This is a genomic window from Lachnospiraceae bacterium oral taxon 500, assembly GCA_002999035.1.
Taxonomy (GTDB): domain Bacteria; phylum Bacillota; class Clostridia; order Lachnospirales; family Vallitaleaceae; genus W11650.
The window spans coordinates 1078197-1090283 of the sequence record CP027241.1; the positions used below are offsets into that span (position 1 = coordinate 1078197).

Annotated in this window: 10 protein-coding genes; all 10 read left to right on the forward strand. The window is 46.3% G+C overall.

The window, feature by feature from the left end; translation table 11 throughout:
• Window positions 1–120 precede the first annotated feature (120 nt).
• The 10 genes from C3V36_05000 to C3V36_05045 all read left to right on the forward strand — a co-directional run bounded on the left by C3V36_05000 (window position 121) and on the right by C3V36_05045 (window position 12054).
• On the forward strand, window positions 121–1317 hold the full coding sequence (locus C3V36_05000; GenBank protein AVM68659.1) for a BMP family ABC transporter substrate-binding protein: 1197 nt from the start codon (window positions 121–123) through the stop codon (window positions 1315–1317).
• 255 nt (window positions 1318–1572) lie between these two features.
• Window positions 1573–2775, forward strand: a complete 1203-nt coding sequence (locus C3V36_05005; GenBank protein ID AVM68660.1) for a hypothetical protein — start codon at window positions 1573–1575, stop codon at window positions 2773–2775.
• Between the two features lie 244 nt (window positions 2776–3019).
• Complete coding sequence (locus C3V36_05010) at window positions 3020–4150, forward strand: dehydrogenase (GenBank protein ID AVM68661.1); 1131 nt, start codon at window positions 3020–3022, stop codon at window positions 4148–4150.
• A 34-nt stretch (window positions 4151–4184) separates the two neighbouring features.
• A complete protein-coding gene (locus C3V36_05015) occupies window positions 4185–5096 on the forward strand; it encodes an AP endonuclease (GenBank protein AVM70448.1) in 912 nt (303 codons plus the stop codon).
• A gap of 227 nt (window positions 5097–5323) precedes the next feature.
• A complete protein-coding gene (locus tag C3V36_05020; GenBank protein AVM68662.1) occupies window positions 5324–6472 on the forward strand; it encodes a hypothetical protein in 1149 nt (382 codons plus the stop codon).
• Between the two features lie 88 nt (window positions 6473–6560).
• On the forward strand, window positions 6561–8153 hold the full coding sequence (locus C3V36_05025; protein AVM68663.1) for a hypothetical protein: 1593 nt from the start codon (window positions 6561–6563) through the stop codon (window positions 8151–8153).
• The gene (locus C3V36_05030; GenBank protein AVM68664.1) at window positions 8137–9195 is read left to right on the forward strand and encodes a hypothetical protein; all 1059 of its coding nucleotides are present in this window, start codon (window positions 8137–8139) and stop codon (window positions 9193–9195) included. The genes C3V36_05025 and C3V36_05030 overlap by 17 nt, the downstream gene beginning before the upstream one ends.
• Window positions 9185–10156 carry a hypothetical protein gene (locus C3V36_05035; GenBank protein AVM68665.1) on the forward strand — a complete coding sequence of 324 codons (972 nt, stop codon included), beginning with the start codon at window positions 9185–9187 and terminating at the stop codon, window positions 10154–10156. The genes C3V36_05030 and C3V36_05035 overlap by 11 nt, the downstream gene beginning before the upstream one ends.
• 16 nt (window positions 10157–10172) lie before the next feature.
• Entirely contained in the window at window positions 10173–10775 is a 603-nt protein-coding gene (locus C3V36_05040; GenBank protein ID AVM68666.1) for a cell filamentation protein Fic, read from the forward strand.
• 226 nt (window positions 10776–11001) lie between these two features.
• On the forward strand, window positions 11002–12054 hold the full coding sequence (locus C3V36_05045) for a hypothetical protein (protein ID AVM68667.1): 1053 nt from the start codon (window positions 11002–11004) through the stop codon (window positions 12052–12054).
• The last annotated feature ends 33 nt before the right edge of the window (window positions 12055–12087 follow it).

A 12087-nucleotide genomic window follows, 5' to 3' on the forward strand; every position in this document is an offset into this window, starting at 1 on the left:
GCTTCAAGTTTACAGGCAGAGATTTTGAATTCGAGCGTGTTTTATACTTGCCTATTTTTTGAAAGTATAATATAATGAGGAAGTAGCAAAGCATTGTATGAAAAAAAGGGAGGATTTACAATGAAGAAATTATTTTCAATACTGCTTGCGTTGACTTTGATGTTGTCGATGGCGGCTTGCTCGACGACGGAAAAGAAAACGGAACCGACGACCGACACCAAGACGGAGACGGGAAATAAGACGGAAGAGACGAAAACGGACACGCCGAAAGCGGACGAGACAAAAGAAAAAACGGACGCAAAAGATGTGGAAGTAAAGAGCGTTTTTGATGTGGAAATTACCGACGCGATGAAAGAAAAAGCCAAGGACTTTTCGGTTCGATTAGTGACCGACCTTGGAGGAATTGATGACCGTTCGTTTAACCAGGGTACATGGGAAGGCGTTTTAAAGTTCAGCGAGCTGACCGGCGCCAATGTGAATTATGCTCAGTCCAATTCCGATGCAGACTATATTCCGAGCCTTTCTACTTTCTCGGAAGAAGGCCACGATTTAATCGTTGCCACCGGATTTTTATTCCATGATTCGATTCAGGAAGTTTCCAAGACCTTCCCGGATCAAAAATATTTGCTGATTGACTCGGTTGCCGAAGATTGCCCGAATGTTGTATCGGCTGTCTTTTCCGAACAGCAAGGCTCTTTTTTAGTGGGCGTAGCGGCTGCTCAGGCTGCCAAAGAAGCAGGCAAAACAGTTGTTGGTTATATCGGCGGTATGGATTTTGATATTATTCAAAGATTTGAAGCCGGGTATGAAGCCGGTGTGCATGCAGTTGACCCGAATATGGAAGTTAAAGTCGAGTATGTCGGCAGCTTTGATGATACGGGGAAAGCCCAGGTTTTGGCCAAGAAGCTCTATGACGAAGGCGCGTATGTTATTTATCATGCCTCCGGTGCAGCCGGAAACGGTATGTTTAAAGAAGCAAAAGAAAGAAGACTGGCCGGTCAGGATATTTGGACGATTGGCGTGGACAGAGATCAATACGAAGAAGGCATTTACGACAAGGATAATAATAAGTCCTGTACTTTAACCTCGATGGTAAAAAGAGTTGACGTGGCTTCCTTTACGACTGCTCTGATGACCTTAAAGGATGAATATCCGGGCGGACAGGTTTTGGTCTTTGACATGAAGAACGGCGGAATTGATATTCCGGCGGAAAATCCGAATATGTCAGCGGAATCGGTTAAGTTAGTCAATGAATATAAAGAAAAGATTAAGAGCGGCGAGATTGAAGTACCGGCCGTTCCGAGCAGAATAAAATAAGTTTAAAAGATTGCCGCCGGAAGGAGCAGAAAGCAGCTGCAAAGCTAGGCTATTTCTTCCGCAGATAAATACCTTTTGATTTGGAAAAGAAAAACGTCCGATGTGATGCGCATCGGGCGTTTTTTGCTGCCCTATGGTATCTTGGATATTTTTTACAAAAAAAATTAAATTTGATTGCCAAACAGGAGTAAAAATGATATAATAATTCCGGAAGTTAGTAAGACCAGTGGACAAACCAAATAAAGGATAAGCAGAATGAAGATTTTGAATCAGCAGATTATGAAAAATCATAATTTAAAAAAGATTTTTTCCCTGATCCTGCGTCATGGTTCCATTTCCCGGATTGAACTGGCAGCTTTGACTGAGCTTAGTAAGACAACAATATCTTCTTTGGTAGACAGCTTGATTCAAGGGAACTTCATTATGGATACCGGAGAGATTACCACTGGCCGACAGGGCAGAAAACCAAGTCTTTTGCGGGTGAATGCCGAAAAAAATATTGTGGCGGTGATTAATTGGCGCCTGGAGGAACTGGAACTGAGTTTGGTTGATATGAACGGCCAAGTCATTTATTATCAGCAACAGGAAATCGGCGGTCAAACAGATTTTGCGGAATTGATTCCACAGGCATATTATGAAGTTCTGGAACCGCAGATCGGCCGGCGCAACTTTTTGGGTCTTTGTCTGATTGTGCCCAGTATGCTGGATGTCAGCAGTTATCGCATGATTTCGACGGTACTGCCGGTCAGAGAAGAGGATGACGTACTCCGGCAAATTCATGAGAAATTAAAAGGAAAATTAACAGCGGTTTTTAATGATACCGCCTGTTATGCCTATGCTGAAAATGTATTCAGTCAGCGGGAGTTTGACACTTTTTTATTTATTAATATCAACAAAGGTGTCGGTGCGGTGATTGTGCAGGATGGAACCATGATTAAAGGCGAAGCCGGAATGCGCTCGCAGCTGGGACATTTTTCGATTGACCGCTATGGCAGTCCCTGTGTCTGTGGGAATCGAGGCTGTTTAGAAAACCTGATTGGGGAAAGCGCTTTGCTTAGCCGGGCAGAAAAATTGGGCATTGCCAAAGAATTATTGCCGAAAAACGAGAAAATCAGTTTTGAATATTTGGGTAAGCTGGCTGACGGCGGTGACCGGACGGCGATGGACTTTGTGTCTGGTCTGGCTGCTGATTTGGCTTTTGCCATCAGCAATGTACTGGTTATTTATAATACCGATCATATTATTATCGGCGGTAAAGGGCAAAGGCTGGGGCGGTATTATCTGCAGCAATTGGAGATGCATTTAAAAAAACAGGGATTTTTTATTTTTGTCTCCCGTGCCGGTGTGCGGTATACCGATTTGAGTGATGATGCGATTATGCGCGGGGCGGCACGTTATTATATTGATAAGTTTTATCAGTTTTTTGAGGATATGAGCGGATTTTTTGTAATTGAGTGAGTCAGCTTTGGCGAAAGGGTCTTTTATATTTAACCGATTGCTGCCGGGCAGTAAGTCGAAGCGCTTTATCCGGCGCTGCTGCCGGAAAGATGGTGCTTTTCGGCGGTGCCTGTGGTAAGCAATGGTGATACTGCCTGATGCGGCGGCCGGTAAGTCTGTCTATAGGCTGTACTGCCTGGCGGCAAGGTTTTGACCGGAGAAACGGAGTTTAAAACGAAAAACAGCAAGAACAGGAGGAAGCAAGATGATGAAAGCGGGAATTGTCGGCGTAGGCTTTATCGGCGCCGTTCATTTGGAGCAGCTGCGCCGGTTGGGCAATGTCGAGGTAGTGGCCCTGGCCGATGAGAGCCAGGCGGAAGAAAAAGCCCGGCAGTATTTTGTACCCAGAGGCTACCGGGATTACAAAGAGATGCTGGACAAAGAAGAACTGGACTGCGTCCATATTTGCACGCCGAACAACACGCATTATGAAATTGCCAAATATGCTTTGGAAAGGGGCGTCAATGTGCTTTGTGAAAAGCCGATGACGCACACGCTGGCAGAAGCCGATGAGCTGCGGAAGTTAGCGGCGGCAAAAGGGCTGGTTCACGCCATGAACTTCACATATCGTTTTTATCCGATGGCTTATCAAATGCGGGAAATGGTGAAAAGCGGAGAAGTCGGCGAGATTTATACCATTCACGGCAGTTATTTGCAGGACTGGCTGTTTTTGGATACCGATTACAGCTGGCGGCTGGAAAAGGCGCTGTCCGGAGATTCGCGGGCGTTTGCCGATATCGGCAGCCACTGGATTGATTTAGCGGAGTATGTGACCGGCCTTAAGGTCACGGAAGTGTTGGCGGATTTTGCTATTTTCCATAAAACCCGAAAAAAGCCGAAAAAGGCGATTGATACCTATTCGGGCATGGTCTTAAAAAATGAGGATTATGAAGAAGTACCGATTGAAACGGAAGATTATGCGACCGTGCTGTTTCATATGAATAACGGTGCGCATGCCTGCTGCAATATCAGTCAGGTTTATGCCGGCAAGAAAAATCAGCTGCGGCTGGCGGTCAGCGGTTCAAAATGCGCCATGGAATGGGATACCGAAAGATCCAATGAACTTTGGGTCGGCCGGCGCGAGGAAGCCAATCGGCTTTATACCAAGGAGCCGTCGATTTTAGCGCCGGATACCAGAAAGATTATCAGTTATCCGGGCGGCCATGTGGAAGGCTTTGCGGATTCCTTTAAGCAAAACTTCAAGCAGATTTATGCTCGGATTGCTTCCGGACCAAGGGGTGATTACGGCGATTTTGAGACCGGTTACCGAGAAATGGCTTTGGGCGAGAAAATTATTCAGAGCGCCAGAGAAAAACGCTGGATTGCAGTCGATTAAAAGCACTTGAATTAAAAAAGGAGAAAGTATCATGATGAAATTGGGCTTGGTTTCAGCGATTTTACCGGATTTTTCATTTGAGCAGGTGTTTGATTATGCGGCGGAAGTAGGTTTTCAATGCGTTGAGGTTTGCTGCTGGCCGAAAGGCAAGGCCCTCAGGCGTTATGCCGGCATCACGCATATTGATTTGGATGAATTAACGGCAGACAAAATGAAATATTATTTGGATTATGCCAAAAGCAAAGGCGTGGCTATCAGCAGTCTCGGCTATTACCCCAACCCGCTCAGTGCCGACGCTGAGGAATCGGAAACAGCGATTAAGCATTTGTACCGGCTGATTGATGCATCGGCGCAAATGGGCATTTATATGGTGACTACCTTTATCGGCAAAGATAAAAGCAAGACAGTGGAAGAGAATCTGGATTTGTTTGAAGCCAAATGGACGCCGATTATTCGCTATGCAGAGGAAAAGCAGGTGAAAATTGCGATTGAAAACTGTCCGATGCTCTACACCAAGGATGAATGGCCGGGCGGCAATAATTTAGCCAGTACGCCCCATATCTGGCGGGAAATGTTTCGCCGGATTCCCAGCGATTACTTCGGTTTAAATTATGATCCGTCGCATCCCTATTTAATTCAGGCCGATTATGTGAGGCCAATTTATGAGTTCAAAGACAAGCTCTTTCATGTTCATTTTAAGGATATTAAAATTTATCAGGAAAAATTAGATGAATACGGTGTGTTTGCCTATCCGGCGCTGTGGCATTCGCCTAAGCTCCCGGGACTGGGCGGCGTTGATTTTGCCGCTCTGTGCTCGGCGCTGAATGATGTGCGCTATCAGGGATATGCCTGTATTGAGGTCGAGGATAAGGCATACGAGGCATCCATAGAGGATGTTAAAAGAGGAATCGAGCAAAGCTATCGTTTTATGCGCCAGTTTGTATGAGATGAGAAGGCGTAAAGCGTTAGCCGAAGCCTGTACCTGATGGGGTAAAACCTCGGTTTTATCGCGGAAAGAAGATGGAACCGAAGAATTTATAAACCATTTCATTTTTATGAAATTTCTTTTGTAATAGGATATTGCCGGCAAATGGCGTTTTAACCGGCAATGGAATAGGAAAAAAGAGTTTATTAAGAATGAAAAAATAAAAATCAAAAAAAGGAGGATTTTTTATGAAGAAAGCATTGAGTTTATTTTTAACGCTCATGCTGGTCGCAGGTTTATTTGCCGGCTGCGGCGGCGAGACCAAGACGACCCAGCAGGAACCGAAAAAAGAGGAAACTCAGACCGCCAAGGAAGATGGAAAATCGACGGAGACTAAGACAGAAACGCCGACCGAAACCAAGACAGAGAAAAAGGGTTTTAAAGTTGCTTCACACAATGCCGTTATCGAGGGCAATCCTTACCGGGCAGTGTATGAAACACAAATGGCGGCGGCGGCTCAAAAAGCCAAAGAAATGGGTTTAATCAGCCAATTTGACAGCTTTGTCGCCAACAATGATCCGGCGCTGGAAGCGCAGCAGATTGAGCAGTCAATCAATGAAGGCTATGATATCATCATTGTTAACCCGATTGCGGCGTCGGGCCTGGATGCCTTGATTCAAAAGGCGACCGATGCCGGCATTACTTATATCAATGCGGACTGTATTTATGATTCCGACAAGATATTAAACGTGGTGGTTGATCAGGCGGCTTGGGCGGAGATTCAGGCGGATTATGTCATCAAAACTTTGGGCAAGGGCGCAAAAATCGTTCAGTTTAATGGTATTGACGGCAACTCTGCATCCGAGATTCGGAGTGAAGTTTGGCAGAAGAAGCTGACCGAAGCCGGGATTGATATCGTTAAGACCGTGGCTCACAATTGGAGCGACGTTGAAGCCAAGCAGCTGATGAATGAAATCATTGCTTCCGGCCTTGAGTTTGATGGAATTATCAATCAGGAAAGCGCCAATGGCATTATGGACGCAATTGAAGAATCCAAAATCGAGTATCCCAAGTGCATTACTTCTTCGGAAGAGGTTTCCTGGATTCGCCGGATTGCCAAAGTCAATGAAGACCATGAAGCATTTCCTTATATTGTAGTGGAGAACCCTCCGGGAATCGGTGCGACGGCATTGGCGATTGCTCTGAATATCAGAATGGGCAATGAACTGGACCCGGCGAAAATGAGCGGTGAAAATCTGATTTATTATACGCCGCAATGGATTATGACCTATGAGAACCAGAAAGAGCGGCTGGAAAGCATTGCTGATTTGCCGGATTCAACTTCCGTATCTTCGTTCTTATCGGTGGAAGAAGCCAAGGAAAAATACTTTAAATAAAAACTCAAACTAAAAAAGCCATACAGATATTTCTCCGGCAACTGTCCGGAGAAATATTTGTATAGCAAGCTTTCCGACCCGAGGATAAATGTTGTTTAAAAAGTGGGAAACGGGGTTTATGAAAATCGTAAAGGAGGAACATCCTTTGTTAGAAATGCGGAATATCAGCAAAAACTTTGAAGCGGTCCAGGCTTTAAAAAATGCTAATTTGAGTTTGAAAAAAGGAGAAATTCGGGCGCTGCTAGGCAGTAACGGTTCGGGCAAATCAACCTTGGTCAAGGTGTTGAGCGGATTGGTTGCGCCCTCTGGCGGAGAAATTTATTTTGATGGTCAGCCGGTCCCCATCAGAAATGCCAAAGAAGCCAGAGACTTGGGGATTGCGGTGGCGTATCAGGATTACAGCTTGATTCCGAAAATGAGCGTGCTGGATAATATCATGCTGTCTTTAGCTCCCTGCGGCCGGGGAGGACGGATTGATGAAGCCGGAGCCAGAGAAACGGCGCAATTTTATTTAAATTTATTAAAAATCGAAGTGCCTTTGGAGGCAGTGGTTGAGCTGTTAATGCCGTCAACGCAGAGCATGATTGAGATTGCCAAAGCGCTGGCTTTAAAGCCTAAAATTTTAATTTTGGATGAAGCAACGGCTTCACTTCATTCCGATGAAGTGGATATCGTATTTGAAGTCCTGCGCAAGTTAAAGGAGGAAGGCACGTCAGTTATTGTGGTAACTCACAGGATGAATGAAATTTTCCGCATTTGCGACAGCTGCACGATTTTAAAAAGCGGTGAAACCGTGGCGGAGGGCAAGATTGACCAATTGGATTTGGACGAGATTGTTTTTCATATGACCGGAAAATACCCGGATAAAACCATCGGCCGGAAAGCAGCGGAAAGCAATAGCGGTGAAAAAGAAGCGGTCCTCGACATCCAAGCCATGACCATGCCGCCCAAGATTAAATCGGTTGACTTTAAGGTTTATCAGGGTGAGATTGTCGGGATCGGGGGCTTGGACGGGCAGGGTCAATCCGAGTTTATTCGGGCGATTTTAGCCGATAAAAAATATAGCGGCGGAACGATTATTTATAAAGGCAGAGAAATTCATTACAAATCAACGGCCGATGCGGTGGCTGACGGGATTGGCTTTATCTCCGGCGACCGCAGCCGGGAAAGCGTGTTTCCGCTGCGCAGCGTAGCGGAAAACTTATTTGCCGGCGATGCGGCCAAGGGCGCGCTGCTGGCTTACTTACCGCCCAAGGAAATTGAGGATTTTGCACAGCAGGCAATGAAGGATTATGGGGTGGTGGCCGGCAGCAGCAAGCATCCGGCGAATTCCCTGTCCGGCGGCAATCAGCAGAAATTGGTTATCGGCCGGTGGATTGCCCTGTCGCCGCAGCTGTTGCTGCTGGATGACCCGACTAAGGGCGTGGATATTAATTCCCGTCAGGAAATTCACCGTATTTTACGAGAATGTGTCAAAAACGGAATGAGTGTGGTTTATGTTTCCAGTGATAATGAAGAGCTGCTGGAAATTGCCGACCGGATTTATGTTTTTTACGAGGGCAGAATCAGCGCTTTGCTGGAAGGGGCTGACCGGGCGGAAGAAAAACTGATTGCGGCCATGCTGGGAATTTCCGGTCAAGCGGCGGAGAAAGGGAAAACGGCAGATGAAAAAAAGGCTTAACCAATGGAAAAAATCACCGGCATTTTCCGGGATGATCTTATTTTTGGGCGCGCTGGTTGTATATTTTCTGGTGCAGTATTTGCAGGTGCCGGAATCTTTTTGGAGTGTAAAAACCTACCGCAATTTCATGTCGCTGTTTAAAAGCTTCAGTCCCTTAATTTTAGTGACGATGGGTCAAGCGCTGCTGATGCTGATGGGTATTATTGATATCTCGATTGGTATGCAGATGAGCTTTGCCAATGTCTTGGCGGCCATGCTGCCGCAGCTTTTGGGGATTCCGGTGCCCCTGGCGTGGCTGATTGCTTTAGCGGCCACGGTGCTGCTGGCGGCGGTCAACGGAATGGTGGTGTCTTATTTGCGGATACCGCCGCTGCTGGCCGGTTTCGCCATGATTTCGGTCGTTAAGGGGATTAACCTTTTAATTGCGCCCAAACCCGGCGGTACGGTGCCGATGATTGCCAATCAGGTTTTTGACAGTATGATTTTCGGTGTAATTCCGTTTAGCGTGATTTTATTGGCGGTACTCTATGGAGCTTGGGTTTATTTGGAAAAAACGCCGTTAATGAAATCGGTTTATGCCGTCGGCGGAAATGAGCGGAATGCTTACGCCACCGGCATCAACACCACGGCTGTTAAGGTTAAGATGTATCTGCTGGCGGGGGTTCTGACCGGCTTAGCGGGGCTTTGCTATACTGCGGCCTATACAACGGGCAATCCGATTACCGGTGAAATTTACGGACTGCAAAGCATCAGCGCTTGTATTTTGGGCGGGATTGCTTTGGCCGGCGGCTGGGGGAACATGATTTGCGCCCTTTATGGCGTGGGCTTTCAAATTTTGATTCAAACAACCGTACCAAAAATTTTCGCGATGATTTCCAAGACGACGGGAGTGAATTATAATACCTATTGGCACAATCTGTTTTCCGACAGCATTATTTTACTGGGGCTGGTGCTGACGATTTTTGCGGTGAAAGCGCAGCGCAGCAGCTTACTGACCGGTTTGCAGAAGCAGGTAAAGGGGGGCGCAGCACATGGACAGTAAAAATCGAATTCAGACTTTCGTAAAAAACAATCAAATTGGGATGGTGCTGATTATTTCGCTGGGCTTGTTTGTGCTGACGATTGTTTTAAATCCCAAATCGTTTAATGTCAATGCCTTTGGCAGTATTCTGTCGCTGACTTCCATGCTGACGATTGCCGCCGCCGGGCAAACTCTGGTGGTTATCGCCGATGGAATTGATATGTCGCTGGGGGCAACCATGTCGATGACGGCTTTACTGACCGTTGGGATTTTGGCGGGGCGAAGCGATGCCTTGCTTTTTCTGGCGGCGCTCTTGGCGGCGGTCTTAGTCGGCGGTTTTATTGGGTTCTGCAATGGTCTTGGCTCGGTTAAAGCCGGTCTGCCGCCGATGGTGGTGACGCTTTATATTTCCAATGTCGTTACCCGGCTGCAATATGTGATTACCGGCGGCACGCCCAAGTTTACCAGTGTGCCGGTCGCGTATAAGTCATTTGTGACCGAGCGGCTGTTTCAGTTTTTGCCGGTTATCTTCTTTTTTGCGGCGACAATGTATCTGCTGATTTTTCTGTTAATGAACCGAACCCGCTACGGCCAGCAGATTTTTCTAACCGGAAACAATAACCGGGCGGCGTATTTAACCGGTATTCGCACCACTCGGCTGAAAATGCTGAACTATACAGTTGCCGGAGTGCTGGGCGGGCTGGCCGGGTTTATCGGTTCAGCCAATTCCGGCTATATCAACTGTGGTACTTTTGACGGCATGACGATTGACACCATTGTTGCGGTGGTCATCGGCGGTACACTTTTATCCGGCGGCAAAGGCAGTTATGCCGGAACAGCGGCCGGAGCTCTGCTTTTGATTGTGCTCAGCAACGGACTGACGGTGCTGTCGGTCTCGCCCAGTATGAAAAACCTGATTATGGGAGTTATTTTAATTTTACTCCTGGCAGTCTATAATCGGGCGAAACCGGTGAGACAGTAACAAAGGAGGAAGAGTCATGCTTGCAAATAAATTAGGGCTGACCAGCTCGGCGGAGCTTGCCCGAGCGGAAGAAAGAATCAGCAAAAAAAAGGCGGCGGAGCTTTTTGAACAGAGTATTTTGGAGCATTTGCCCGCCGGCACATTTTCGACCTTACAGGTAATTCACCAGTACCTGTTTGCGGATATTTACGATTTTGCCGGTCAAATCCGAAACGGAAATATGGCGAAAGGAAACTTTCGTTTTGTGCCGCTGATGTATTTACAAGCGGCACTGGAAACCATTGATAAAATGCCGCAGGCAAGCTTTGATGAAATCATAGAAAAATATGTGGAAATGAATATCGCCCATCCCTTTCGCGAGGGGAACGGGCGCAGCATGCGGATCTGGCTTGATCATATCCTGAAAACCGAAATTGGCAGGGTGGTTGATTGGAGCAGGGTTGAGAAAGAAGATTATTTGCTGGCGATGGAGCGCAGTCCGGTTAAGGATATTGAAATCAAGCATCTTTTACAAGCCGCTTTGACCGATAAGGTAGATGACCGGGAAATCTTTATCAAAGGCATTGACCACAGCTATTATTATGAAGGCTATACGACTTTTCGGACGGAGGAGTTGTAGGTGGTTAATGTGGTTTTAACTCGAAAATAAATGAAAGCAAAAATCTAACTCACGAGTTAATATCCCCGATAATTTCGACGTTGAGTTGTTTTTGGCTTTTATTTACTGGACACAGTGAATAGCTCTCTGCACATTATTTTCTGTTTTATATGCAGAAAATAATGTGATTTTTTTTGTTTTTCTGCACATAATATGATATAATTATATGCAGAAAGGATGGTGTGAAATGAGAAAATTTGATTACTCTTTTTTAAAAGATGGTTTATTGCCGGCAAATCTGGTAAATCTCACGGCGAGCATTGCCGCTTTGAAAACGATGGCTGGGGTACGAAAAGAGGAATATAAGCGAGTTTTTACGGAACTGGAAGCGGTTGCTAAGGTACAGTCAATTAAGAGTTCCAATGCGATTGAGGGCATTGTGACAAGCGATGAGCGGATTATAGCGATTGTCAATCAAAACAGTGCGCCGCTGAACCATGATGAAGCGGAAATTGCCGGATACAGGGATGCGTTGAATGAAATTCATTTGCACTATGAATTGCTTGATTTTAGACAAGCTGATATTCTGCGGCTGCATGAAATGATGATAAATCTTGCGGGATATGGATACGGTGGTCAGTACAAGACAGAGGATAATGTGATTTTGGAGATTGACGCGGACGGCAGGCGGCGTGTTCGCTTTCGGCCTGTACCGGCCAAGGAAACGCCGGAAGCAATGGAACAGCTGGTGCTTGCCTATTTGGATGCCAGAAGCAACGTCAATATCAATCAGCTGCTTTTGATTCCCTGCGTAATTTTAGATTTTCTCTGTATTCATCCGTTTCAGGACGGCAACGGCAGAATGTCCCGGCTGCTCTCGCTGCTGCTTTTATATAAAAATGGCTTTGATGCCGGAAAATATGTGTCCTTTGAAGAACAGATCAATCATCACAAAGCCTACTATTATGAAGCACTGCGGCAGTCATCCGATGGCTGGGAAGTAAATGAGAACAGCTATTTTCCCTTTATGGAAAATTTTCTGTCCTCTCTTTATCTTTGCTATAAAGAATTGGACAAGCGTTTTGCGGTTGTACATGGCCGGAAAATCACCAAAAAAGCGCGAGTGGAAGCCACGGTTTTAAACAGTCTAACACCGCTTTCCAAAGCTGAAATCTGCCAAATCCTGCCGGATATCAGCCCGACTACAGTGGAAGCCGTTTTGGGTGCAATGGTGAAAAATGGTTCCATAAAGCGGCTTGGTGCCTCCCGAGCAGCGCGCTATATTAGGAGGAATGACTAACTCAGCTTTCCCCGGATCGACCCTTTTCCCTTT

Coding starts and splice junctions, on each gene's coding strand:
- C3V36_05005 (AVM68660.1), top strand. CDS start 1,573: ATGAAGATTTTGAATCAGCAGATTATGAAAAATCATAATTTAAAAAAG.
- C3V36_05010 (AVM68661.1), top strand. CDS start 3,020: ATGATGAAAGCGGGAATTGTCGGCGTAGGCTTTATCGGCGCCGTTCAT.
- C3V36_05020 (AVM68662.1), top strand. CDS start 5,324: ATGAAGAAAGCATTGAGTTTATTTTTAACGCTCATGCTGGTCGCAGGT.
- C3V36_05000 (AVM68659.1), top strand. CDS start 121: ATGAAGAAATTATTTTCAATACTGCTTGCGTTGACTTTGATGTTGTCG.
- C3V36_05025 (AVM68663.1), top strand. CDS start 6,561: ATGTTGTTTAAAAAGTGGGAAACGGGGTTTATGAAAATCGTAAAGGAG.
- C3V36_05035 (AVM68665.1), top strand. CDS start 9,185: ATGGACAGTAAAAATCGAATTCAGACTTTCGTAAAAAACAATCAAATT.
- C3V36_05045 (AVM68667.1), top strand. CDS start 11,002: ATGAGAAAATTTGATTACTCTTTTTTAAAAGATGGTTTATTGCCGGCA.
- C3V36_05030 (AVM68664.1), top strand. CDS start 8,137: ATGAAAAAAAGGCTTAACCAATGGAAAAAATCACCGGCATTTTCCGGG.
- C3V36_05040 (AVM68666.1), top strand. CDS start 10,173: ATGCTTGCAAATAAATTAGGGCTGACCAGCTCGGCGGAGCTTGCCCGA.
- C3V36_05015 (AVM70448.1), top strand. CDS start 4,185: ATGAAATTGGGCTTGGTTTCAGCGATTTTACCGGATTTTTCATTTGAG.